We start from the raw sequence: 24,320 nt of genomic DNA, 5'->3' as shown, positions 1-24,320 counted from the left end.
GGAGAACCTGAGAAATCCCTGGCATTCGTCGACCCGCTCACGAGCCGGAGTACATTCCCTGACAACCACTCAGTCGTGCGCAGCCAGATCAGGAGGTGAGCGCATGGACAAGCCGTTGCGCGCACCCAGGATCGCGCTCGTCCGGCTCGCCCTGCTCGGCACCGTCGTCGCAGCGGCATTGGTCGTGCTCGGACTGCTCCTCGGGGCGAAGCCGGCCTCGGCGGCCGAGACGACCCCGGGCACGACCTCGTCGCACTCCCTGCTCGGCGCCGTGGGGAACACCGTCAGCGGTGTGGTCGACGGCGTCGGCACCGCGGTCCAGCCCGTGACCCGTCCCGCAGCACCGGCTCCGGCCCCGGCGGCGCCCGCTCCCGCAGCTCCTGCGCCCCGCCCGGCAGCTCCTGCGCCCCGCCCGGCAGCTCCGGCCCCAAGTGCGCACAGCCCGGCCCCCAGCACCCCGGCCCCGAGCACGGCGGTCCCGATCAGCTCCGCGCCGAGCAGGTCCGCGGGCAGCACGCCCGCTCCGGGCAGCACCGCGCCGTCGACCACTTCCGGCGCAGCGACGACCCCGAGCAACCGGCCCGCACCCGCCGGCGCGAGCACGCGCACCGGTACGAGCACGACGCCCACGGCCGACCGTGGGACGCGCGGCACGCTCGGCGCGACGGCCGGCACCCTCGACGGGGCCCTCCGGCCGGTCGCGGGTGTCCTCGGGTCGCGGCCGGTCGGTGCGCTGCCCGTGGTCGGACCCGTCCTCGGCGCCGGCGCCCTCGGGTCCGTGACCGCTCCCGTGACGGGCCTCGTCGACGGCGCGCTCGGGGGCGCCGGCGCGGCCGTCGGCGGACTCCCCGGTGCGGTCGACCCGGTCACCTCGCCGGTCCTCGACCCGGTGGTCGGCCCGGTGCTCGGCGCGGTCTCCCCCGTCGTCACACCCGTCCTCGGGGGCGTCGGCTCCGTGGTCGATCCCGTGCTCGGCGGCATCGCCCCGATCCTCTCGCCCGTGACGTCGACCCTCCCGCCCGCGACCACCGTCCTCGACCCGACGACCCCGGTCGTGGGTCCGGTCCTCCCCGTGGCACCCGGTCAGGGTCAGCCCGGTGACGGCCAGCCCGCCCAGGGTCAGCCCGCCGGGACACTCGACAGCGCGACCGACTCCGCCGTGGCCGACAGCACGCTCGTCCGCTCGGGTGCGGGCGCGGGAACCTCGGCCTCCAGCGCATCGGGCCTCGGCACGACGGACTCCGTCCCGACCGTCTCCACCGCTGGCGGGACCCGCCCCGGCGACGCGACCCCGGTCCTCCCGGCAGCGCCGGCCGCACCGACCGCCCCCGCGGCCCCCACCGGGACCACCGGTGGCAGCAGCGCCGCCGCCGGTGGTGCGCCCACCACCCCGGTGGCGACCATCTCGACTCCCGCGTCCGTCGTCCTGGCGGCCGGCCCGATCCTCCCCACCGGTGACGACGTGCTCCCCGCATCCGTCGTCGCCGACCACGACGTCGCTCCTGATTGAGCCCGACGCACCTGCCCCGCTGGCAGGACGCGTCATCGCCGCACACGCGGCGCACCAGTCTCGATCACATCAGGAGCACGTCCATGAACAAGTACGTCTCGAGAGGGCTGTGGTTCACCCTCTTCGTCAGCGGCCTCTCGCTCGGGGGTGGGCTCGCTGCCCACGCCGCCGAGACCACGGGGACCGACGGCATCGCCTCCGGCACGCAGGTCGCCGGGAGCTTCGGCCTCCCCGTCTCCGCCACCGGTGACGCCGTGAGCGTCCTCGGGGACGCGACCAGCACCTCCACCGCGCCGGCGGCGTCCGCACCGGCTGCGCCCGCACCGGCTGCGCCCGCATCGGCTGCGCCCACGTCCTCGTCGGCGTCCACCTCGGGCTCCGGTGGCATCGCGTCCGGCACGCAGGTCGTGCCGACCGTGAGCGTTCCGGTGGACCTCGGCTCGACGGCGGTCGCGATCGGCGGTGACGCGACCAGCGCGCCCGCTCCGGCCGCTGCCCCGGCTCCGGCGGCCGCCTCCGCGTCGGCGGCGTCGGCTCCGGCGGCTCCCGCCGCCACCACCTCCGGTTCCGACAGCGTCCTTGGCGGCACCCAGGTCGCCCCCGACGTCGCCGCACCGATCACGGCCACCGGGGACAGCATCGCGGTCCTCGGGGACGCCACCGGCACCAGCTCGGGAGGCTCGGCACCGGCCACGAACGCCGGGTCCACCCCGGCGTCGGGGTCGGGTCCGGCCACCTCGGGCTCGGACGGGACGGCCTCGGGGACGCAGGTCGCACCCGTGGTCAGCGCACCCGTCACGATCGACGGCAACGGGATCGCGCTCCTCGGCGACGCCAGCTCCACCGGCACCACCGGCAGCGGCACCTCCGGCACGACCGGCACCGGCACCAGCACCGGCACCGGCACGACCGGCGGCACCACCACCTCCGGCTCGGACGGCACCGCGTCCGGCACCCAGATCGCCCCGGTGATCAGCCTGCCGGTCACCATCGGCGGTACCACCGTGGCGGTCGGCGGCAACAGCACCACGACGCCGGACCCCACCACGCCCGCCGAGCCGACGAACCCGGTCGGCACGGATCCGACCAGCCCGGCCGACCCGACCAGCCCGGCCGACCCGACCAGCCCGGCCGAGCCCACCACGCCGGTGGGCACCACGGACCCCGCTGACGGCACCGACCCCGTGTCGACCACGCCGGCCGGGAACGACCCGACCGCCACGACGGGGGACGAGGGCACGGTGACCGGCCGTGTCGCGGGCATCGTCCCGGCCACGATGGTCTCGACGGCTCCGGCCGCGGCGATGACCGGCACCGCCTCCACCACCGGCACGATCGCCGCGGTGGCGACCACCGCCTCCACGGCAGCGCTCGCGTACACGGGGTCGACGGGCATCGCGGTCTTCGGCGGGATCGGACTGCTGGTCCTGCTCGTGGGACTCGCGCTGCTGTTCCTGCACCGCGAGTCGGTGATCCGCAGCCGCCGCTGAGCCGCCGCTGAGCCGCGGCTGAGCCGCGGCGATCCGCTCGAGTCGAGCCGCGATTCGGACTCCGAGCCGGGGAACTTCCCGGTTCGGAGTCCGATTCGCGGCTCAGACCCATGGGCTACCGTGCTGCCATGAGGGCCAGCGCGGGCGCGAGTGGATCCGGACGGCGGTCCTCCGCGGTCCTGGTGGTCACGATCGTGTCCGCGTTGCTCGTCGTCGCGGCAGCGGCGTTCGCCGGGCCGCTGCGGTTCGGCGGACCACGATGGTCCCCGACGATCGCGCTGCCGACCGCCACGACCGCACCGGGACCGACCGCGGCGACCACCCCGACGGCGCAGCCCGGCGCCGCCGGACACCGCTCGACCCTCCACGTCGACCTGACCTGGCCGCTGCTGATCGCCGGCCTGGTCGTGCTCGCACTCGTCGTGGTGCTCCTGGTCCGCCTGCTGGGACGGCGGCGACGTGGCGGGGCCGAGCCGGGCCTCCCCACCGGCCTGCTGACGGACGACGTGTCGGACGTCGACGTCCCGACCACGGCGGCCGCGATGCGCACGGTGCACCGCGGCCTCGCGCGCGCGCTCGACGTCATCGACCAGGACCGACCGGCGTCGGACGCCATCACCGCCGCGTGGCTCGGCCTGCAGGAGGCCGCCGAGGACGCCGGCTACCGGCGGCAGATCGCGGAGACCCCGACCGAGTTCACGGCGCGGGTGCTGCTCCGGCTCGAGCTGGACCGGAACGCCGTCGGGACGCTCCGGGACCTCTACGTGATGGTGCGGTTCGGCACCACGCCGGCCGGGCCGACGGAGGTGCAGGCGGCCCGCGTGGCGCTGCGGACGCTGCAGGAGCGGTGGCCGGGCGGGACACCCACCGCGGCCTCGGAGCAGCGCCGGTGAGCGGCCCGGCGGTGGGACTGCCCGCTCGGCGCCGGGTCGTCGAGGTGGTCGTCGTCGCGGTCGTCGTCGGTGCCGCAGGGTGGTTCTTCGGACTCCCGGTGCCACAGGCCGTCGTCGTCGCGGCCGTGATCACCGCGGTCGGGTTGACCTGGTCGGCGGTGCGCGACGACGAACGGCTCACGTGGCCGGCGCCGCCCACGGAGGTGGTCCTCGGAGCGCGCCGCGATGTCCAGGCGCTGGCGTGGTCCCTGCGCTCACGCGGCGGGGTGCCCGAGCGACCCGTCGTGCGCCTCCGCGCGGCCGCAGGCCACCTGCTGCTCGTGCACCACGGGGTCGACATCGACGACCCGGAGGCCCGACCCGCGGTCGAGCGCCTGCTCCCGCCCGACGTCGTCCGCGTGCTCCTGAGCCCGCGGCACCCCGAACTCGACCTCGCCACGTTCTCGTCCCTCCTGATCGCCGTGGAGGCGCTCGGGGAACCGTCCGGAAGGCTCCCGTGACCGATCAGACCGCCGACACCACCACCCCCAGCCCGCTGTCCGTGGCCGAGGTCGCCCGGCTCAGCGCCGCCGTCCTCGACGCCGTCGGGACCGCCGTGGTGGGCATGCGGGAGCCCCTCGAGCTGGCGTTCGCGAGCATCCTCGCCGGCGGGCACGTCCTGTTCGAGGACGTGCCCGGGCTCGGCAAGACCCTCGCGGCACGGTCCCTGGCGCAGGCGTCCGGGCTCGACTTCCGGCGCCTGCAGTGCACGCCGGACCTGTTGCCCGCGGACATCACCGGCTCGTTCGTCTACGCCCCGAGCACGGCGGAGTTCGTGTTCCGGCCCGGCCCGGTGTTCACGGGGCTGTTCCTGGCCGACGAGATCAACCGGACGTCGCCGAAGACCCAGTCGGCACTGCTCGAGGCGATGGCCGAGGGGCAGGTCACCGTCGAGGGTGACCGCTTCCCCCTTCCGCGGCCGTTCCACGTCGTGGCGACGTCGAACCCGATCGAGTACGAGGGCACCTACGCCCTGCCCGAGGCGCAGCTCGACCGCTTCATGGTGCGTCTCGCCGCCGGCTACCCGAGCAGGACCGAAGAGCAGCGCGTGCTCCTCAACCGCGTCGACCGTCAGCGCGAGGTCGCGACGGTGCCGGCGGTGATCGGCGGGGCAGATCTCCTGCGCATGCAGGCGACGGTGGAGCAGGTGCACGTCGACGAGGACATCGCGCTGTACTGCGTCGACCTCGCCGTCGGCACACGGGAGCACCGCGACGTCCAGGTCGGTGCCTCGCCGCGCGGAGCACAGGCACTCCTGCTCGTCGGACGCGCCCGTGCGGTGATGGCCGGCCGCGACTTCGTCACCCCCGAGGACGTCAAGACCGCCGCCGTCCCGGTGCTCGCCCACCGACTCTCGCTCACCCCGCAGGCCTGGGCCAACGGCGTCGATCCGGCGACCGTCGTCCGGACGGTGGCCGGGCAGGTGGCGGGGCCGCCCGCGGTGGCCTCGGGTCGGGGCGCCGGCACGGGTGGCGGCATCGGCACGGGTGGCGGCATCGGCACGGGTGGCGGCATCGGCACGGGTCGGGCGACGGACGCCACTGCCGGTCGGGAGGCCCGGTGAGCGACGACGACGGATGGCACCTGCCCGTCGGGGTCCCGTCCGGAGCTGTCCCGTCCGGAGGGGCGCCGCCCGGAGCGCTGCTGCCCGGAGGGGCGCCGCCCCGGTCCTCGTCCGCCGCCGTGCCCGAGGACGCCACGCCCGGCGTGCGCTCGACGGACCAGGCGTACCGCGTGCGGTGGGTGCCGAACCCGCCGATCACCGCTGCGATCGCAGCCGCGGTGTTCCTCGCCGGGCTCGCGCTCGTGACGGCCCGCGTCGAGTTCGCCCTCGTGGCCGCACCGCTGCTCGTGATCGCCGCGCTCGGGCACGATCCCGCTCGCGGCCGCGCGGGTGTCATCCGGACCCGAACCGGGGTGCGACCCGAGGACAACGGGCGGGGCGTCATGGTCGACGTCGCACTCCGGGTACCCCAGGTCGCCGAGGCGGTCGCCGTCGTGGCGACCCTCGCCGATGGATCCACCCGGCGTGTCCTGGTCACGCCGTCCACCGCGGCGGCACTCCGCGGGCCGGTTACGGTCCTCCACTCCGGGCCGCAGGCCGTGGTCCGGCTCGACCTCGCGCTCATTGCGCAGGGCGGCACCGCGGTCACCCTGCCGGAGGAGGGCCCGACGCTCCGCGCGGTCGTCCCGCCACCGCGCCTGCGGATCGAACAGCTGCCCATGCCGCACCGGCTCGTCGGCACCACGGGGACCCACGAGTCGAGCAGCCGCGGCGACGGCGGGGAGTTCCGCGACCTCGCGCTCTTCGCCCCCGGGGACCGGCTCCGACGGATCGACTGGCGACGAACGGCACGACGAGCGCAGCAGCCCGGCGAGCTGTACGTGCGGCGTACGTCGTCCACCGCTGACGCCGTGGTCGTCATCGTGCTCGACGACCGTGACGACGTCGGGCCGGACGTCACCCGCTGGTCCGGTACCGCGGGAACCGAGCGGAGCGCGACGTCGCTCGACCTCGCCCGCGAGGCCGCCACCACCCTGGCCTCGGCGTACATCGGCGCAGGCGACCGAGTGGGCTTCCGGGACCTCGCCGGTGCGGTGACGGGCATCGAACCCCGCGGAGGGGTGCGGCAGCTCGACCGCCTCCGCTCTGCGACGGCACGAGCGGTCCCGACGAGCGACACCCCGGGGCCGGTGCGTGCGCCGACCGTGCCCGCGGCCTCGCTCGTCGTGGTGCTCTCGACCTTCCTCGACGACCATCCCGCAGCGATGGCGATCACCTGGGCGGCGACCGGCCGCCGCGTGGTCGCCGTCGACGTGCTCCCGCCGCTCGATCGCTCCGACGCGGACCGGCAGGAGCGCGTCGCGTCGCGGCTCGTCGAGCTCGAACGCCGGGTCCGGTTCGATCGGATGCGAGCGGCCGGGGTGGAACCGATCACCTGGCGGACCGCCGACGGGACGCCGCCCGCGGTCGCCGTGCGGCTGCTGAGCAGAGCGAGGCGGCGGCCATGAGTGCGGAGGCGAGCCGGGCCTCCCGGTCGTTCCCCCATGTCGGACGTGCCCTGCCGGCGTGGGTGTTGACCGCGCTCGGTGTCGTCGCGGGCCTCGGTGGGGCGTGGGTGGCCGTCGGTCCGAGCGGGTGGTGGTTCGCACTCGCGGTGGCGCTCGTCGCCGCGTCGGCGGTGTTCCCGCGTGGGCCGTTCACCGCCGGACTGGTCGTGCAGCTCGCAGTGGCCGCCGTCGCCGGGGGTGCCGGGGCTGGATGGGGTCCGCTCGCAGTCGTGCTCCTCAGCACGCACCTGATCGTCGCGGTCGGCATGGTGGCGTCGGTCGCACCCCGGCGAGCCCTCGTGCAACTGCGGGCACTGCGGCCGTCGGCACTCCGGTTCGTCGCGGTGCAGGCGGGGACGCAGCTCGTGGCGGCCGTGGTGCGCATGGTCGGGGTCCGTGGCGGCGCCGATGACGGCATCACGTGGATCGCCGTCCTCGCGGCGGTGGCGATCGTCGCGGTCGCGGTCGCGGTGCTCGTCCCGGCGCTCGGCGGGAGTCGTCGGTCGTCGGACGGCTGAGGGTCGCCCGCGTCGTCCGGTCATGCCCGGAGCTGCCGTGCCGCCGCCTCCAGGGTCCGCCGCAGCGCTCGGAGCGCCGGGGAGCCGGCCCCGGCTTCCCGCTGTGCCGTGAAGACGGTCCGCTGCGGACGCCCGGGGAGCGGCACGAGGCGGCAGGTGGTGCTCCGGCCGGTCCACACGAGGTCCGGCATGAGCGCGACCGCGTTGCCGGACTCGATGAGGCGGATCTGGGTCTGCAGGTCCGGCGTCTCGTACCGCACGTCGGGTTCGAACCCCGCTGATCGGCACACCTGCTCCGCGAAGTGTCGTGATGCGGCCCCGCGCGGCTCCATGACCCACGGCATGGCGGCTGCGCCGAGCAGGTCGTCCACAGACTGGTCGAGTGCGTCGACCGGCGGGAGCGCCAGGCGCACGGCGTCGCGGGTCAGGTCCTGGCGGTCCAACCCGGCGTGCCACGCGGCGGCATGCGCCGGGTACTGCTCGGCGATGACGAGGTCGAAGTCCCGGACCCACGTGGCGCGCAGGGCGCTCTCCGGTTCGTGCTGGACCATCTCCACGCGGACGTCGGGGTGGGTGCGGGCCATGGCGCGGAGGGCCGGCGGCATGAGGGCGAGCGCCGCGGACTGGAACACCGCCACGCGGACCCGCCCCTGCACACTCGGGAGTGACTGGTCGAGCGCACCCTGGGCCCGTTCGAGCACGTCGAGCACCTCGCTCGCCGCGGCGACGAGCACCTCGGCCTGCGGGGTGAGCTGCAGACGCCGCCCGGCGGGTCGGAGGAGCTCCAGGCCCGTTTCGCGCTCGAGGGCGTTCAGCTGCTGGGACACCGCCGACGGCGTGAAGGACATCGCCTCGGCGACGGCGGCGATCGTGCCCCGGATGGCGAGTTCGCGCAGGATCACCATGCGCCGGACGTCGAGCATGCGGACTCCTCGTGTGGGTGTGTGGACCGTGGGATGTCACTGTGGCTGGATCGCGACCAGTGCGTGGGGCCACCTGTCACGCCTGTGGATAACCCGGTAGGAACGCTACCGATAACCGTGAACCAACCGTCACTGGTGCTACCGCAACCGGAGCCCGATACTGGGCGCATGACCGACCTCGCCACCCCACGGCACGACATCGACGGCGCCGCCGCGGATCCCCTCGTCGACGCCACGATCGTGCTCGTCCGTCGGTGGCTCGCCGAGGCCGACGGCCACCCCGTCGACGGTTCGGCTGCTCAACTCGCGGGCGTGCTCCGCGACCCCAAGGGCCTCGCGTTCACCGTCGGCTTCGTCGACGGCGTGGTCAGGCCGGAGGACCGGACCGTCGCCGCCCGGACGCTCCATCGGATCGCGCCGGACGTCCCCACGTTCCTCCCGGCCGCCATGCGTGCGCTCGTGCGCGCCGGTGGCGGGCTCGCCCCGGTCCTGCCGGACGTCGTCGTGCCGATCGCGCGCCGCGTGCTTCGGCGGATGGTCGGGCACCTGATCATCGACGCGTCCGACTCCGCGCTCGGGCCGGCGATCCAACGGGTCAAGCGCGAGGGCGTGCGCCTCAACATGAACCTGCTCGGCGAGGCGGTCCTCGGCGAGCGCGAGGCCGCGCGTCGACTCGAAGGCACCGAGCGGCTCCTCGCCCGCGACGACGTCGACTACGTGTCGATCAAGGTGTCGTCGACCGTGCACCCGCACTCGCCCTGGGCCTTCGACGAAGCCGTCGCCGACGTCGTCGCCAAGCTCCGCCCTCTGTTCGCCCGAGCGTCCGCCGCCTCCCCTCACAAGTTCATCAACCTCGACATGGAGGAGTACAAGGACCTCGACCTGACGATCGCGGTCTTCACGACGCTGCTCGACGATCCGGCGTTCCTCGACCTCGAGGCCGGGATCGTGCTCCAGGCGTACCTGCCGGACGCGCTCGGCGCCATGCAGCGGCTCCAGGAGTGGTCCGCGGCACGCCGCGCCCGCGGTGGCGCCGGGATCAAGGTCCGGCTCGTCAAGGGCGCGAACCTGCCCATGGAGCAGGTCGAGGCCGCGATCCACGGCTGGCCCCTGGCGACCTGGCACACCAAGCAGGACTCCGACACGAACTACAAGCGCGTGCTCGACTGGGCCCTCACGCCGTCGCGCATCGCCAACGTCCGGGTCGGGGTCGCCGGGCACAACCTGTTCGACATCGCGCACGCCTGGCTCCTGGCCGGGGAGCGCGGGGTGCAGAGCGGCATCGAGTTCGAGATGCTCCTCGGCATGGCCCAGGGGCAGGCCGAGGCCGTCAAGCGGACCGTCGGGGGTCTCCTGCTCTACACGCCGGTGGTGCACCCCGGCGAGTTCGACGTCGCGATCGCCTACCTGATCCGTCGCCTCGAAGAAGGCGCCTCGCCGGACAACTTCATGTCCGCCGTGTTCGAGCTGTCGACGTCCGAGGCGCTGTTCGAGCGCGAGGCCGACCGGTTCCGCGCGTCACTCGCTCCGCTCGCCGAGTCCGGCGGCCTCGAGGCTCCTGCTCCGCATCGGGTCGCCGACCGGTTCGCGGCAGTTCCGCGGCCGACCCTCGGGCACTTCGAGAACACGCCGGACACGGATCCGTCGGTCGCCGAGCACCGCGCGTGGGCGCGCGGCGTCATCGAGCGGATGTCCACGAGCACGCTCGGCATCGACGCCGTGCAGGAGGCCCGGATCACCGAGCCGGACACCCTCGCCGCCGCCCTGCAGCGCGTGCGCGAGGCAGGCTCGACGTGGGGATCGTGGTCCGGCGAGGACCGAGCGAGGGTCCTGCACGCCATCGGTGCGGCGCTCGAGGCGCACCGCACCGAGCTGGTCGAGGTCATGGGGGCCGAAGCCGGCAAGACGATCGACCAGGCCGACGTCGAGGTCTCCGAGGCCGTCGACTTCGCCCACTGGTACGCCGAACTCGCGCGGTCGCTCGACGAGGTCGACGGTGCCCGGTTCGTCCCCGCTGCCCTGACGCTCGTGACGCCGCCGTGGAACTTCCCCGTCGCGATCCCGGCCGGGTCGACGCTCGCGGCGCTGGCTGCCGGATCGGGAGTCGTGCTCAAGCCCGCCGGTCCGGCCGAGCGCTGCGGCGCGGTGCTGGCCGGTGTCATCGGCGATGCACTGGCCGCCGCGGGCGCGCCCGCCGACGTGCTCGCGCTCGTGCAGGTGTCGGAGGAGGACCTCGGCCGAGACCTCGTCGCCTCCCCACTCGTCGATCGGGTGATCCTCACGGGCGCGTACGAGACAGCGGAGCGCTTCCGGTCCTTCCGGCCCGATCTGCCGCTCCTCGCCGAGACGAGCGGCAAGAACGCGATCATCGTGACGCCGTCCGCGGACCTCGACCTCGCCGTCAAGGACGTCGTGCAGTCCGCCTTCGGGCACGCCGGGCAGAAGTGCTCCGCAGCGTCGCTCGTCGTACTGGTCGGCTCGGTCGCCCGGTCGAAGCGGTTCAAGCACCAGCTGCTCGACGCGGTGTCGTCCTTGACCGTCGGGTACCCCTGGGACCCGACGACGCAGATGGGCCCGATCATCGAGCCAGCCAGCGGCAAGTTGCTCACGGGTCTGACCGAGCTCGGCCCTGGCGAGACGTGGCAGCTCCGGCCCGAGCAGCTCGACGATCGCGGTCTGCTCTGGAGCCCCGGGGTGCGCGGTGGGGTCCGGCGCGGATCGGACTACCACCGCACGGAGTACTTCGGGCCGATCCTCGGCGTCATGACCGCGGACACCCTCGACGAGGCCATCGACATCGTGAACGAGGTCGACTACGGACTGACCTCGGGGCTGCACGCGCTCGACCCCGCCGAGATCGGCGCATGGCTGTCGCGGGTCGAGGCCGGGAACCTCTACGTCAACCGGGGGATCACGGGCGCGATCGTCCGGCGGCAGCCCTTCGGCGGGTGGAAGCGATCCGCCGTCGGGCCCGGCACCAAGGCCGGGGGTGTCAACTACCTCATCGGCCTCGGTTCGTGGGAGCCGACCGCGGCGAGCGCCGGTGATGCGGTGACGTCCGCAGCCGTTGCGCGCCTCCAGGCCGATGCCGGTGCCGGGCTGTCCGAGCCGGACCGTGCGCTGCTCGCGCGCGCTTTCCGGTCCGACGCGCACGCGTGGTCGACGCTGTTCGGCACCGCCGCGGACGTCTCCGGGCTCAGCGCCGAGCGGAACGTGGCCCGGTACCTGCCGTGGCCGGAACCCGTGCTCGTCCGGCTCACCGCGGGTGGCAGCGTCGCGTCGCTCGTCCGCGTGGTCGGTGCGGCGGCGGCCGCGGAGGCGGCGGTCGCCGTCTCGGTCGACCCGGAGTGCGCCCTCCCCGAGGCCGTGCGGACCGCACTCCGCGCCGAGCCCCACGTGGGATCGGTGGCCGTCGAGTCCGCCGAGGCGTTCCACGCCCGTGCTGGTCGACTCGGCGGCGGGCGGATCCGGCTCATCGACGGGGACGTCGAGGCCGTGCGTGCCCTCGCCGTCGCGACGAACGGGAGGCCCGACCTCGCCGTGTACGCCGGACCGGTCACCGAGGCGGGCCGCATCGAGCTGCTGCCGTTCCTGCGAGAGCAGTCCATCGCGATCACGGCCCACCGGTTCGGGACGCCGAACCACCTGTCGGACGGGCTCATCTGACACACCGTCGCTGGCTCCGCGCCCCCGAGCTGAGAAGCCGTGCACGAGAGGATGGCCGCAGAAAAGGAGTGTGTGCGATGGAGATCCGTTCGTTCGAGGACACCGACACCGAGGCCGTGGTGGCGCTCTGGAGTGCGGCCGGGCTGACCCGCCCGTGGAACGACCCGCACGAGGACGTCCGCCGCAAGCAGACCGTGCAGCCCGAGATGTTCTTCGTCGCCGAGGACTCCGGGCGGATCGTCGGCGCGGTGATGGCGGGGTACGACGGGCACCGCGGCTGGATCAACTACCTGGCGGTCGGAGACGACCAGCGCGGCACGGGACTCGGTCGCGCGCTCGTCGAACGGGCGGAGGGGGCGCTCCTGGCGCTCGGGTGCCCCAAGGTGCAGCTCCAGGTCCGGCCCGACAACACCGGGGTCGTCGACTTCTACGAGCACCTCGGCTACGCCCAGTACGAGGCCGTCAGCATGGGGAAGCGCCTGATCGAGGACTGAGTCGTGCCCGATCCTCGCGACACCGGCCGAGCCGTTCCCCACTCGGCCCGGTCCGGCAGCGTCCTGGTCGCACTCGGCGCCGCACTCTGGGGCACCGGTGGGGTCGCGGGCACGATCGTGGCCGCGGACAGCGCGATGTCCTGGCCGGCGATCTCGGCGCTCCGTCTGCTCGGCGGCGGAATCGTCATGCTCGCGGTCACCGCGGCGATGGGCGGCCTCCGGCGCGTGCCGCGCAGCCGGGAGGCCCTGGGGCACGTCCTCCTGACGGCCGTCCTGACCGGCGTGTACGGCACCGCGTACTTCGAGTCGGTCTCGCTCGTCGGCGTCGCGGTGTCGACCGTCATCTCACTCGGGGTCGCGCCCGTGGCGGTCGCGGTCGCCACGGCACTGCACGAGCGCCGGCCGCCCCGCGCCACGGTGGTCCTCGCACTCGCCACCGCGGTCGCCGGGCTCCTGCTCGTCAGCGACGTCTCGGGCTCCGAGCCCGGGGCCGGCAGCGCGAGTGTCTCCGGCGCCGGCGTTGCCGTCGGGTCCTCGAACACGGTCGGCGTGCTGCTCGCGCTCGTGGCCGGGCTGGCGTTCGCGGGGACCTCGATCGTGAACCGGCGTGTGATCCCGGGTCTCGGGCCGTCGACGCTCATCGCCGTGTCGTTCACCCTCGCCGGGGTGCTGTCCGCCGTGTTCGCGCTGTGCACCGGGTTCCACCTCGCGAGCGCGGGGCCCTCGGCGTGGGGCGGGGTCGCGTTCCTGGCGCTCGTGCAGACCGTGCTCGGGTACCTGGCGTTCTACGGCGGACTCCAGCGCGGGGTCGCGGCGACGACCGCGGCGGTGCTGTCACTCGTGGAGCCGCTGGTGGCGACCGTGCTGTCGGTCGTGGTGCTCCACGAGCCGCTCACGGTCGCGGGTGTGGTCGGCATCGTGCTGCTCCTCGTCGCGGTGGTGCTGGTCCGCCCGCCGCGCTGACCTCCCCAGGAACCGCTGGTTCCCGCGGAGCCGGTCGCCGAGACAGGCGGAAGGGCTCGGGCTCGGGCTCGGGCGGCGAGCGGCGGAAGGGCTCGGGGGGCCGGAAGCTGCCGGCGGCTGAGGGAGAATCGAGAGCCTGCAGCATCCGGAGGTCCCCATGCAGCTCTCGCACCGCGCCCGCGCCGTCGCACCCTTCTACGCGATGGAGTTCGGCAAGCAGGCGGCAGCCCTCGAGGCCGAGGGCCACGACGTCGTCAAGCTCAGCCTCGGCGAGCCCGACTCCGGCGCACCACCCGCCGTCCTGGAGGCCCTGCGCCAGGTGGCCGACGGACGGCCACTCCCCTACACGGCCGCGTTGGGCCTCCCGGCGCTGCGCGCGGCGATCGCCGCGTTCTACGGGACGCAGCACGACGTCGAGATCGACCCCGCGCGGATCGTCGTGACGGCGGGCGCGTCGGCGGCGTTGCTCCTCGCGACGGCCGCGCTCGTCGACGCCGGTGACGAGGTGCTCATGGCGGATCCGTCGTACCCCTGCAACCGCGAACTGGTCGAGACGTTCGGGGGACGGGTGACCCTCGTCCCGACGACCGCCGAGACGCGGTTCCAGCTCGACGACGACGCCGTCCGGGCGAACTGGACGGAGCGGACCACAGGCGTGATGATCGCGACGCCCTCGAACCCGACGGGCACCTCGATCCGTCCCGAGGACCTCGCGGCGATCTGTGCGACGGCGCGGGAGCGCGGCGCGTGGCGGATCGTGGACGAGATCTACCTCGACCTCAGCGACCCGGACGAGCAGGGTCGGCGTCCTCGCAGTGTGCTGTCGATCGATCCCGACGCCATCGTCGTCAACAGCTTCTCGAAGTACTTCGGCATGACCGGGTGGCGCCTGGGTTGGTGCGTGGTGCCCGAGGAACTCGTGCCCGTGACCGAACGCCTGGCGCAGAACTACTTCCTGTGCGCGTCCGCCCCGGCGCAGGCGGCGGCACTCGCGTGCTTCACCCCGGAATCGCTCGCCGTGGCGGAGGCGCGGCGAGCGGAGTTCGCCGCGCGGCGGGCGGTCGTGCTCGACGGCCTCGTGCGGATCGGCCTCCCCGTGCCGGTCCCACCGGACGGTGCGTTCTACGTGTACTTCGACGTGACCGGGACCGGACTCAGCTCGTGGCAGTTCTGCGAGCGGGCGTTGCACGAGGCGCACGTCGCCCTGACGCCGGGCCGCGACTTCGGAGTCCACACGGCGGAGTCGCACGTCCGGTTGTCGTACGCGGCGTCGATGGATGCACTGCACGAGGGTCTGGCGCGCCTCGGCCGATTCGTGTCGTCCTTGGGCTGATCGGCGGCACCGGCCCGCGACACAGCGGGCACCCGGGCTTTCGGGGATGGCAGCGAGGACCGAACGGGGTACGGGCGAGCCAGGCCGACTCAGGGCGCATGGACAGCGAACGCGCATCTCGTCCCCCTACGTTGACGCCAACCTCGCACCCGCGGGGGAACCCGACAGGAGCCGGCCGAAGGGCCGCTCCCCCCACGGAAGCAGTCGCCCTGACGACCACCGATCCGACCGTGCCGCGCATCGTCCGCACGCGTCCCCGCTCCGGCACCACGAGCGGCACGTCCACGTACTCCTCGATCCTCGCCCAGGTCAAGGAGCAAGGCCTCCTCGGCCGCCGCATCGGTTTCTACTGGGCGCTGTTCGGCGCCCTCATCGGGTCGCTCGGGGTCGTGTGGGCCGCGTTCGCGCTCCTCGGCCACTCCTGGTTCCAGCTCATCGTCGCGGCCGCGCTCGGCGTCCTGTTCACCCAGTTCGCGTTCCTGTCGCACGAAGCCGCGCACCGGCAGGTGTTCGCATCGCACAAGTGGAACGACCAGGCGGGCCGGTTGCTCGGGACCTTCCTCGTCGGGCTGAGCTACTCCTGGTGGATGAACAAGCACACCCGGCACCACGGGAACCCGAACACGGTCGGCAAGGACCCGGACATCGCGCCGGACACCATCCGGTTCCGTCCGGAGGACGCCGCCGCGGCGCGCGGTCCGCTCCGCCTGCTCGTGCGGGTCCAGGGGTATGCATTCTTCCCGCTCCTCACCCTCGAGGGCATCAACCTCCACTGGCTCGCGGTCCGCTCGGTCGTGACCGGCGCCGCGACCAAGGCGGACGCCCGACACCGCTGGATCGAGGGCGGTCTCCTGACGGCCCGCTTCGGCATCTACCTGACCGTGGTGTTCTGGTTCCTGCCGCTCGGCATGGCGTTCGCGTTCCTCGGGGTGCAGCTCGCGGTGTTCGGCGTGATGATGGGCGCCTCGTTCGCCCCGAACCACAAGGGCATGCCCGTGCTGGCGCACGACGCCCAGGTCGACTTCTTCTCGCGACAGGTGCGGACCTCCCGGAACATCCGCGGCGGCTGGTGGGTGTCGTTCCTCATGGGCGGCCTCAACTACCAGGTCGAGCACCACCTGTTCCCGAGCATGCCGCGGCCGGCGCTCAAGCAGGCCCGTCTGCTCGTCCGCGACCACTGTGCGACGCTCGACGTGCCCTACACCGAGACCACGCTCGTGCGGTCCTACGGCATCGTCGTCCGGTACCTCAACGAGGTCGGCCTCGCCGCGCGCGACCCGTTCGCCTGCCCGCTCGTGGCCGAACTCCGGGTGCGCTGACCGCCCTCGGGTTCACTCCCCGAACAGGATCTCCAGCAGGGCGACCACCACGACGCCCGCGATCGGCACGCCCGCGATGACCAGTCCGGCGCGGACCTGCGTCCGGTGGATCGTCCTCCGACCGCCGGACGCCTCGGCGACCTGGGTCGCGGCGACGAGCTCGGATGCCGCGGCGGGCGGAACGGGCGGCGGAGCAAGGCGGTCGTCCTCGAACGCCGGGATCTCGATGACGACCTCGGCGGGATCCACCTCCGGCGGCAGATGCGCGAAGCGTCCGACCCCCTCGGGCGCGGATGCGCGATCTCGCTCGTCCTCGGCCATCGGTCGCTCCCCTCGTCAGCCACAGCGTGCCAGGTCCTCCACACGCGCGTCGAGTGCCGAGTCGATCCACATCCGCGCCGATTGACCCTGCCGGAGTGACCCGTTCCTCCCCTATGGTGAGTGCCACCGCCGCACAGGCGCGGGAGCCAGGGGGAGGGCGACGACGTGATCGACGTTGCAGGACTGACGAAACACTTCGGCGCGACGACGGCCGTGCAGGACCTGACGTTCACGGTGCAACCGGGGCTCGTGACCGGGTTCCTGGGGCCGAACGGCGCGGGCAAGTCGACGACCATGCGGCTCATGCTCGGCCTCGACCGTCCCACCGCGGGCTCCGCCACCATCAACGGCCGTCGCTACGCCGACCACCGCGCGCCCCTGCACGAGGTCGGCGCGCTGCTCGACGCCAAGGCCGTGCACCCGGGGCGGAGCGCGCGAGCACACCTCCGAGCCCTCGCCGCGACGCACGGCATCTCCCAGGCCCGCGTCGACACGGTGATCGGCCTGACCGGGCTCGACAGCGTGGCGGGCAAGCGCGTCGGCGGGTTCTCGCTCGGCATGGGTCAGCGCCTCGGGATCGCGGCTGCGCTGCTCGGTGACCCGGCCGTCGTGATCCTGGACGAGCCGGTCAACGGCCTGGACCCCGACGGCGTGCTCTGGGTCCGCGGCCTCGCCAAGCACCTGGCGTCCGAGGGCCGGACCGTGTTCCTGTCGTCCCACCTCATGAGCGAGATGGCGCAGACGGCGGATCGCATCGTCATCGTCGGCAAGGGTCGGCTCCTCGTCGACGAACCCATGGCGGCCCTGCTCGCGCGGTCCGGGTCGTCCGTCGTCGTCGCCGGCCCGGCGCTCGATCCGCTCACCGAGGCGGTCGCGCGGGGCGGCGGACGCGTCCAGCAGGTCGCCCCGGATCGTTTCGAGATCACCGGGCCCGACGCGGCGTGGATCGGCGAGTTCGCTGCCGAGTACCGACTCGTGCTGCACGAACTCACGCCACGCTCCGCCTCGCTCGAGGAGGCCTACCTCGCGATGACCCGAGACGAGACCGAGTACGTGTCAGGAGGCGCGCGATGAGCGGCGTGGAGATCGGGACGTCCACCGAGCGGGCAGCGTCGACCGCTCCCCGGTCCGGCGTCGCCGCCCGGTTGACCTTCGGCGGTCTGCTCCATGCCGAGTGGATCAAGCTCTGGACGCTCCGGTCGACGTACTGGTGCTTCCTCATCGCGGTCGCGCTGACGGTCGGGTTCGGTTTCCTCGTCGCCGTCGCGATCTCGAGTACCGGGCTCGGCGACACCGGCAGCCGCCCGGGAGCGACCTCGGCGCTCGCGCAGGCAGCGACGGGTGGCACCAGCATCGCGGAGCTCGTGGTCGCGGTGCTCGGCGCCCTGATCGTGACCGGCGAATACGGCACCGGCATGATCCGTACGACGTTCCTCGCCGCGCCGCGCCGCTTCGACGCCCTCGGCGCCAAGGCGCTCGTGTTCGTCCTCGTCGCGTTCGGGGTCGGGATCGTCGCGGTCGCGATCAGCACCGGGATCGCGATCGCCGTGGTCACCGGCGCGGGCCTCCACCCGGACCTCGGCGAGCCGGGTCTGTGGGGGGCACTGCTGGGCGGAGCGGGAGCGCTGGCACTCGTGGGTCTGCTCGCCGTCGGGATCGGGATGCTCGTCCGGAACTCGGCCTTCGCGATCACGCTCTCGGTCGGCATCCTGTTCGTGCTCCCGATCATCATGAGCATCCTCAGCGGCGTCACTCAGGCGCATTGGGTGACCGACCTGATCGCCTACCTGCCGAGCCAGGCGGCCTCGACGATGTCGTCGTACGACCCGCACGGCCTCACGTCGTCGCTCGACCCCTGGCAAGCCGCGCTCGTACTCGGGCTCTGGGCCGGGGTGTTCGTCGGTCTCGGCGTGCTCGCCGCCGAACGCCGAGACGCCTGACCGGAGCTGCCGGGCTGTTCGAGCCGGTCGTCCGGTCGGGCCTCCGCTCCCGCTTCGTCATCGACCCGATGACGCGCGCCGGCTCCGCCGCATGATCGCCCGCCGGATCTCCCCCACGATGACGGCGAACGCGGCCGCGCAGAGCGGTCCCGCCACGACGTCGGTCGGGTAGTGCACCGCCAGGACCACACGCGACACCGCGACCACCCCCACCACCACGACGCCCAGGCCGATGGCGACCCGCCGCGCCACGGGCCGCTCCCGGAGCGTCGGCGCGAGCAAGACCAGCACGCCGATCACGAGCGCGGTCGCCACGGCGGCATGACCGGAGGGGTAGGACCACGTCGACGGGGTCGAGATCGCCGCGACGCCCCGCACGGCTGGACGCGGCCGCTCGACGATGAGCTTGAGCGCCTCGGTCGCCCACCACGGCACGACGGTGAGCGCCAGGGAGGTCAGCACCGCCTCCGACCGGCGCCGGACCGCCCACGTGATCGCGGCGATGACGAGGACGATGACGGTGGCCCCACCCGGGGCGAGGGTGTTCCCGATCACCAGCGCGATCGCGTGCGCCCACGGCGGCGCGCCGTCGATCGCGGCCTGGTCCACGGCGAGCTCGGCGGCGTGCCAGTCGGCGTCGTGCGTGATGACGACGCCGACGAGGACGAGCGCGACGAGCACGGCACCCGCGGTGGCGACGCGTGCCCGGCTCGAGGCGGTCCGGGGTCGCGTGTCCATCGGCTCATCCTGGCCGAGCGCGCCCGGGAGCCACCCGGGAGCCCCTCCCCGAGCCACCCGAGCCCCACGAGCCCCCAGCCACCCGAGGCGGCAGCCGGAACCCGCGACCCACCTTCGAGCGGCAGCCGGACTCGCGAGTCATCCGGGAGGCGCGCCCACCGCAGCAGCGGACCTCCCGTCCGACGTGGGCTCAGTCGACGAGCGTCTGCGTCCCGAGCACGATCGCGAGGGCGAGCCGCTCGGCGTCCTCGGTGCCGGGCTCGGCCGTGTAGAGCATGATGCGGACGTCGTCGGTGGCCACGACCAGCACGTCGCAGTCGAGCGCGATGGGCCCGACGGTCGGGTGCTGCACGACCTTGCGCTTGACGGTGTCACGGTCCGCGGCGACCGTCTCGGCCTCCCAGAGCTCGACGAACCGTGGACTCCCGGCGGCGAGTTCGGACACGAGGGCCTGCACGGACCGGTCGGCCGGGTAGCGGCTCGCGGTACGGCGGAGTTCGGCGACCTGACCGGCCTGCAGCGCGGCGAGCTCCTCGGGGCTGTGCACCACGCGGGTGCCGGGGCCGATCAGGTTGCGCCAGACTGCGTTGCGCTCGATCCCGCGCCAGGTCGAGGTGGGTCCAATGAGCGCGTCGTACGGTGCGTTGGCGACGATGAGCGTCCACGTGGCGTCGTACACGGCGACCGGGGTGGTCGCGAGCCGGTCGAGGAGACGCTGCACGCTCGCCGAGATCCGGGACGGCACGAGGTCGGGGCCGGGTGCGGCGTGTCCCGCGAGGTCGTACAGGAGGTCGCGGTCGGCGTCGGAGAGCCGCAGGGCTCGGGCGATCGCCTCGACGACCTGCGCCGAGGGCGAGGTCGCCCGCCCCTGTTCGAGCCGGGTCAGGTAGTCGGCGGAGATCCCGGCGAGCGCTGCGAGTTCCTCGCGCCGGAGGCCCACCGCACGTCGGCGGCCGCCCACGGGCACGCCGACGGTCTCGGGCGCGACGCGGTCTCGCCAGCGCCGCACCGTCCGTCCGAACTCCCAGGTCTGCACCCGTCCAGTCTCCGCGACCGGCGCGGCGGTGTCCTGGGTCCACCGGTCCCAGGACGCCGCGGACGACGCCGGCGCCGCAGCCGACCGCGCACAGCACGACCACGCAGCAGCGTCCGACCACACTCAGGCCCGGGCCGCCGCCGCTCCCGTCGGCCCCGCCGTCCGCGGCCGCAGCGCCCCGGAGGCCACGAACGCGGCGACGAACGCTGCCGCCACGAGCCACAGCGCGGTGAGGACGCTCGACCGCTCGGCGAGGAGCCCGATGGCCGGCGGACCGGCGAAGTTCGCGAAGTACCCGATCGACGCGACGACGCTGACCCGCGCGGCGGGGTCCGGGCCGGACTCGGCCGCGGCGGACATGCCGAGCGGGAACCCCATCGACACCCCGACCGCCCAGAGCAGCACCCCGACGAGCGCGATCCACCAGGTCCCGCCGAGGATGAACGCGACCGCGCCGAGCACGCCGAGCGCCGCCGTCACGCGGACGGTCCACACGCGGCCGAACCGGTCGACGAACGGGCCGCCGAGTGCCCGGGTGGCGGCCTCGGTGAGCGCGAACACGGTGAAGAACAGCGCGGCGACCGCTGCGGGTTCGCCGTGGTCGTCCCGGGTGGCGAGGGTGAGCCAGTTGTTCGCGGACCCCTCGCCGAGTTCGACGCCGAGCATGACGACCCCGATGAGCAGGAGCCGCCAGTCGGCCCATCCGCGCAGCCACTCGAGCACCTTGCGGCCGGTGGTCTGGGGCTCCCCCGGCTCCTCGGTCCGGGCGCCGGCCGGGATCGAGCGAGTCAGGACGAGGCCCGCCACGGCGATCGCGACGGCCTCGCCGACGAACTGGACCGACGGTGCGATGCCGAGCGCCGCGCAAGCCGCACCGATCCCGGACCCGAGTGCCGCGCCTCCCGACCATGCCGCGTGCATGAGCGGCAGGAAGGTGCGGCCCATCGCGGCCTCGACAGCCGTGCCCTCGACGTTGATCATGACGTCGAGGGACCCGATCCCGAGCCCGGCCGCGACGAACGCGACGGCGACCAGGGGAACGGACCCGAGGGCGGCGGCGAGACCGATGACGGCGAGCGCGACGGCGACCAGGAGGATCGTGCTCGCGATCGCACGTCGGCTCCCGAGCGTCCGCAGCAGCGGGGTGGCGAGCAGCAGCCCGGCGACGGACCCGACGGTGACGGCGGCGAGCACGACGCCGATGGTGCCGGTCGTCACGTGGAGCTCCGCGCGGAGCTCCGGCAGGCGCGGTCCCCACGCGGCGAGGGTGATGCCACCGATGCCGAACGCGACGATGATCGCGGTCCGCCATCGGACGAGGACACGGCGGTCGACGACGGCGTCGGCACCGGAACGGGAGTCGGTCACGCTCCGGATCGTAACGGCGCCGCGGGACGCGCCGGGGAAACTACACACCGGAAGGTATTGCGTGTAGCGTCGTCCCGATCCTGTCGACGACGCCGGAGCATCCCACGGCCGTGACGGGTGGACACCCCTGCCAGGACCGAAGGAGTTCCGAATGCCCATCACCTCCGTGCAGCTGTACTCGCTGCGGGACGCCGTCGCGGCCGACCTGGACGCCGCCGTCGCGCGGGTCCGCGAGATCGGCTACGAGCACGTCGAGCCGTACGCGTTCCAGGAGCGCGTCGACGACTACGAGCGCGTGTTCGCCGCGACCGGCCTCACCGCGCCGTCCGGTCACGCCGCCGTGATCGACTCGGAGGCCCCCGAGGCCGTGTTCGAGGCCGCCGTGCGCCTCGGCATCACGACCGTCATCGACCCGTTCATCCCGACGGACCGGTGGCAGACCGCTGACGACGCGAAGCGCCTCGCCGAGCGCGTCAACGCGCTCACCGAGCAGGCGGCGGGCTCCGGCCTCCGCTTCGGGTACCACAACCACCAGTGGGAGTTCACGAACAAGGTCGACGGTCGTCCGATCTACGAGCTGTTCGTCGAGCAGCTCGCCCCCGAGGTCGTCCTCGAGGTCGACACGTTCTGGGCCACCGTCGGCGGCGCGGACGCGCCGGCCGTGCTCCGCGGGCTCGGCGACCGCGTCGTCGCGATCCACGTCAAGGACGGCAAGGTGACCGGGGACATCGCCACGGCCCTCCCGTCGAGCGAGAGCGCGCTCGTCGTGCCGGACGCGCTCAAGGCGGCGTTCGAGAACCAGACCCCCGCCGGTCAGGGCGACGTCGACGTCGCCGCGATCCTCGCCGCGGCCCCGCAGGCCCTGCGTGTCGTCGAGTTCGACGCCTACAAGGGCGACGTGTTCGAGGGCATCGCCGAGTCCCTGGCCTGGCTGCGCGAGAACGACCACTGAGCTGAGCTCGGCAGCGGGGCCGCACCGGGTGATCCGGCGCGGCCCCGCCCCGTTCCCATCGGCAGCGCCGTCCCGATCAGGCGGCCGGCCCCGGCGGCACGATCGACTCGAGGAGCCGGAGGACCCGCGCGCCGTCGACGGCTTCGGGGTCGAGCAGCCACTGCACCTGCAGCCCGTCGGACGCCGCGATGCTCAGCGAGGCGAGGTCCTGCGCGTCGAGGTCCGCGCGGATCCGCCCGGCCTCCTGGTCGCGTCGGATGAGCTCGGCGAGGTCGTGGCGCAGCGATCGAAAACGCTCGCGCATGAACTCCCGCGTCCCCGGGTGGCCCTCCTGCACCGCGTCGGCCGCGAGCGTCGTGTAGAGCTGCACCAGCCCGGGCACCGACCGGTTGCGGTCGGTGCTCTCGCGCATGTCCCCGATCGCCGAGGTCGGGGGTTCGGCCGCCGAGACGGTGCGGACCTCGTGCTCCCGGTACACGGCGACGAGGAGTTCGTCCCGGGACGAGAAGTAGTGCCGCAGCGCCGCGTGCGAGATGCCGAGCGCGTCCGCCACAGAACGGATCGACGACGCGTCGACCCCCTGCTCGGCGACCATCCGGATCATCTCGTCGAGGATCTGCGCGCGCCGCTCCGCCCCCTTGCGGTACCCGCGCCGTGGGGCGTCCTCGGCGGCTCCAGCGCTGGTCACGCCCCCAACGTAGCGCCAGCCGGGAGGGCCGGGGGCACGTTCCCGAGATCGGCCGCCGGTCGGGTTGCACCGGAGCGACGGGGAGGGCAACCTGCTCACCGTGCCGCACGTCCCGCGGCACGCACCGCCCCACGAGGCCCCGGAGCACGATGACCGACCACCGCCCCACCGTCCTGTTCGTGTGCGTCCACAACGCCGGGCGATCGCAGATGGCCGCGGGCTACCTGCAGCACCTCGCGGGCGACCGCCTGACCGTGCTGTCGGCGGGCAGCGAACCGGCGGACCACATCAACCCCGTGGCGGTGGCGGCCATGGCCGAGGACGGCATCGACATCACCGCCGGTCGGCCGACCGTGCTCGAGACGGACACCGTCCGCGCGTCCGACGTCGTCATCACCATGGGGTGCGGCGACGCGTGCCCGGTGTTCCCCGGCAAGCGCTCCGAGGACTGGGAGCTCACCGATCCCGCGGGCTTGCCGCTGGAGCAGGTGCGGCCCGTCCGTGACGAGATCCGGCGGCGCGTCACGGCGCTCGTCGCGGAGCTCGACGCCTGACCCGTCCGGCGCGATCGACGGCACGGTCGCTTTTGCGGCACGGTCGCTTCTGCAGCCCGACCGCTCCCGCGGCCCTACCGCTTCCATCGGCCCGCGCCTACGCTGTCCTCAGATCGCCCGGAGAGCAGGAGTCGACGATGACCGAACGCAACGCTTCCGACGGCACCCCCGGCAACGTGGTCCGCGGTGAGGTGATCATCCTGCAGCTCGACCCGGCGGAGCTGCTGAGCGAACCCCCGACCGACGCGGAGTTCGTCGGTGTCCTGCTGTCGAGCACCGAGGGCCGGCCGTCGTACTTCGCCGGGCACCGCATCGGCGGCGAGGCCTACGACCGCGTGTCGATGAAGTTCAGTGACCGCGAGCGGGTGTGGGTGAAGGTCGCCGACTCGGGCCCCGACGTGACGTACCGGCTCATCACGGCGAACCAGTACGCGACCGGGCGTCCCTGACGGCTCCGCCCTGCGCGCCCGGGCTCTCGCGCCCGGGCCCCCGCGCGAGGTCGGCCGAGCACGAGTCGCCCACGC

Annotated in this window: 23 protein-coding genes; 17 read left to right on the top strand and 6 right to left on the bottom strand. The window is 73.8% G+C overall.

The window, feature by feature from the left end; translation table 11 throughout:
- The first annotated feature begins 103 nt into the window (after window positions 1-103).
- The 7 genes from DEI94_RS00925 (at window position 104) to DEI94_RS00895 (ending at window position 7,501) form a co-directional block, all read left to right on the top strand.
- Entirely contained in the window at window positions 104-1,510 is a 1,407-nt protein-coding gene (locus DEI94_RS00925) for a hypothetical protein (RefSeq protein ID WP_111027337.1), read from the top strand.
- An 83-nt stretch (window positions 1,511-1,593) separates the two neighbouring features.
- Window positions 1,594-3,000, top strand: coding sequence for a hypothetical protein (locus tag DEI94_RS00920; protein ID WP_111027336.1), 1,407 nt, complete (start codon window positions 1,594-1,596; stop codon window positions 2,998-3,000).
- Between the two features lie 128 nt (window positions 3,001-3,128).
- The gene (locus DEI94_RS00915) at window positions 3,129-3,893 is read left to right on the top strand and encodes a DUF4129 domain-containing protein (RefSeq protein WP_146249537.1); all 765 of its coding nucleotides are present in this window, start codon (window positions 3,129-3,131) and stop codon (window positions 3,891-3,893) included.
- On the top strand, window positions 3,890-4,393 hold the full coding sequence (locus DEI94_RS00910) for a hypothetical protein (RefSeq protein WP_146249069.1): 504 nt from the start codon (window positions 3,890-3,892) through the stop codon (window positions 4,391-4,393). Before DEI94_RS00915 ends, DEI94_RS00910 begins: the two co-directional genes overlap by 4 nt.
- Window positions 4,390-5,496, top strand: a complete 1,107-nt coding sequence (locus DEI94_RS00905; RefSeq protein WP_258378054.1) for an AAA family ATPase — start codon at window positions 4,390-4,392, stop codon at window positions 5,494-5,496. Before DEI94_RS00910 ends, DEI94_RS00905 begins: the two co-directional genes overlap by 4 nt.
- Window positions 5,493-6,944, top strand: a complete 1,452-nt coding sequence (locus DEI94_RS00900; RefSeq protein ID WP_111027335.1) for a DUF58 domain-containing protein — start codon at window positions 5,493-5,495, stop codon at window positions 6,942-6,944. Before DEI94_RS00905 ends, DEI94_RS00900 begins: the two co-directional genes overlap by 4 nt.
- Window positions 6,941-7,501, top strand: coding sequence for a hypothetical protein (locus DEI94_RS00895; protein WP_111027334.1), 561 nt, complete (start codon window positions 6,941-6,943; stop codon window positions 7,499-7,501). Before DEI94_RS00900 ends, DEI94_RS00895 begins: the two co-directional genes overlap by 4 nt.
- Window positions 7,502-7,521: 20 nt before the next feature.
- Here DEI94_RS00895 and DEI94_RS00890 read toward each other — a convergent pair whose 3' ends face one another.
- Window positions 7,522-8,424: a LysR substrate-binding domain-containing protein gene (locus tag DEI94_RS00890; RefSeq protein ID WP_111027333.1), complete on the bottom strand. Its 903-nt coding sequence runs from the start codon at window positions 8,422-8,424 to the stop codon at window positions 7,522-7,524.
- A 168-nt stretch (window positions 8,425-8,592) separates the two neighbouring features.
- Between DEI94_RS00890 and DEI94_RS00885 the strand changes: the two genes are divergently transcribed.
- From DEI94_RS00885 to DEI94_RS00865, 5 genes are all read left to right on the top strand, one after another.
- The gene (locus tag DEI94_RS00885; protein ID WP_111027332.1) at window positions 8,593-12,090 is read left to right on the top strand and encodes a bifunctional proline dehydrogenase/L-glutamate gamma-semialdehyde dehydrogenase; all 3,498 of its coding nucleotides are present in this window, start codon (window positions 8,593-8,595) and stop codon (window positions 12,088-12,090) included.
- 77 nt (window positions 12,091-12,167) lie between these two features.
- A complete protein-coding gene (locus tag DEI94_RS00880; protein WP_111027331.1) occupies window positions 12,168-12,584 on the top strand; it encodes a GNAT family acetyltransferase in 417 nt (138 codons plus the stop codon).
- A gap of 3 nt (window positions 12,585-12,587) precedes the next feature.
- Complete coding sequence (locus DEI94_RS00875) at window positions 12,588-13,547, top strand: DMT family transporter (protein ID WP_111027330.1); 960 nt, start codon at window positions 12,588-12,590, stop codon at window positions 13,545-13,547.
- Window positions 13,548-13,704: 157 nt separating this feature from the next.
- Entirely contained in the window at window positions 13,705-14,880 is a 1,176-nt protein-coding gene (locus DEI94_RS00870; RefSeq protein ID WP_111027329.1) for a pyridoxal phosphate-dependent aminotransferase, read from the top strand.
- A 230-nt stretch (window positions 14,881-15,110) separates the two neighbouring features.
- Window positions 15,111-16,199, top strand: a complete 1,089-nt coding sequence (locus DEI94_RS00865) for a fatty acid desaturase family protein (protein ID WP_258378052.1) — start codon at window positions 15,111-15,113, stop codon at window positions 16,197-16,199.
- A 12-nt stretch (window positions 16,200-16,211) separates the two neighbouring features.
- Here the strand turns inward: DEI94_RS00865 and DEI94_RS00860 are convergent, their stop codons facing one another.
- Window positions 16,212-16,520, bottom strand: a complete 309-nt coding sequence (locus DEI94_RS00860) for a hypothetical protein (RefSeq protein WP_111027327.1) — start codon at window positions 16,518-16,520, stop codon at window positions 16,212-16,214.
- A gap of 165 nt (window positions 16,521-16,685) precedes the next feature.
- Here DEI94_RS00860 and DEI94_RS00855 point away from each other — a divergent pair, with 165 nt between their 5' ends.
- Together DEI94_RS00855 and DEI94_RS00850 are read left to right on the top strand one after the other, a co-directional pair.
- A complete protein-coding gene (locus DEI94_RS00855) occupies window positions 16,686-17,594 on the top strand; it encodes an ABC transporter ATP-binding protein (RefSeq protein WP_111027326.1) in 909 nt (302 codons plus the stop codon).
- Window positions 17,591-18,460 carry an ABC-2 transporter permease gene (locus tag DEI94_RS00850; protein ID WP_111027325.1) on the top strand — a complete coding sequence of 290 codons (870 nt, stop codon included), beginning with the start codon at window positions 17,591-17,593 and terminating at the stop codon, window positions 18,458-18,460. The genes DEI94_RS00855 and DEI94_RS00850 overlap by 4 nt, the downstream gene beginning before the upstream one ends.
- A gap of 57 nt (window positions 18,461-18,517) precedes the next feature.
- Here the strand turns inward: DEI94_RS00850 and DEI94_RS00845 are convergent, their stop codons facing one another.
- The 3 genes from DEI94_RS00845 to DEI94_RS00835 all read right to left on the bottom strand — a co-directional run bounded on the left by DEI94_RS00845 (window position 18,518) and on the right by DEI94_RS00835 (window position 21,602).
- Window positions 18,518-19,198, bottom strand: coding sequence for a phosphatase PAP2 family protein (locus tag DEI94_RS00845; RefSeq protein WP_111027324.1), 681 nt, complete (start codon window positions 19,196-19,198; stop codon window positions 18,518-18,520).
- A 190-nt stretch (window positions 19,199-19,388) separates the two neighbouring features.
- A complete protein-coding gene (locus tag DEI94_RS00840; RefSeq protein WP_111027346.1) occupies window positions 19,389-20,234 on the bottom strand; it encodes a helix-turn-helix transcriptional regulator in 846 nt (281 codons plus the stop codon).
- Window positions 20,235-20,357: 123 nt separating this feature from the next.
- Window positions 20,358-21,602 (bottom strand): MFS transporter, encoded by a 1,245-nt coding sequence (locus tag DEI94_RS00835; protein WP_111027323.1) that lies wholly within the window; start codon window positions 21,600-21,602, stop codon window positions 20,358-20,360.
- Window positions 21,603-21,753: 151 nt separating this feature from the next.
- Here DEI94_RS00835 and DEI94_RS00830 point away from each other — a divergent pair, with 151 nt between their 5' ends.
- Window positions 21,754-22,554 carry a sugar phosphate isomerase/epimerase family protein gene (locus DEI94_RS00830; protein ID WP_111027322.1) on the top strand — a complete coding sequence of 267 codons (801 nt, stop codon included), beginning with the start codon at window positions 21,754-21,756 and terminating at the stop codon, window positions 22,552-22,554.
- Window positions 22,555-22,630: 76 nt separating this feature from the next.
- On the opposite strand, the gene DEI94_RS00825 is transcribed toward DEI94_RS00830, so the two are convergent.
- The gene (locus tag DEI94_RS00825) at window positions 22,631-23,242 is read right to left on the bottom strand and encodes a TetR/AcrR family transcriptional regulator (RefSeq protein ID WP_111012057.1); all 612 of its coding nucleotides are present in this window, start codon (window positions 23,240-23,242) and stop codon (window positions 22,631-22,633) included.
- Window positions 23,243-23,391: 149 nt separating this feature from the next.
- Here DEI94_RS00825 and DEI94_RS00820 point away from each other — a divergent pair, with 149 nt between their 5' ends.
- Together DEI94_RS00820 and DEI94_RS00815 are read left to right on the top strand one after the other, a co-directional pair.
- A complete protein-coding gene (locus DEI94_RS00820; RefSeq protein WP_111027321.1) occupies window positions 23,392-23,796 on the top strand; it encodes an arsenate reductase ArsC in 405 nt (134 codons plus the stop codon).
- Between the two features lie 137 nt (window positions 23,797-23,933).
- Window positions 23,934-24,245, top strand: coding sequence for a hypothetical protein (locus DEI94_RS00815; protein WP_111010280.1), 312 nt, complete (start codon window positions 23,934-23,936; stop codon window positions 24,243-24,245).
- Window positions 24,246-24,320 lie beyond the last annotated feature (75 nt).

Origin of the sequence: Curtobacterium sp. MCBD17_040 (genome assembly GCF_003234805.2) — a bacterium.
Taxonomy (GTDB): domain Bacteria; phylum Actinomycetota; class Actinomycetes; order Actinomycetales; family Microbacteriaceae; genus Curtobacterium.
This window is presented reverse-complemented; position numbering and strand designations above follow the sequence as displayed.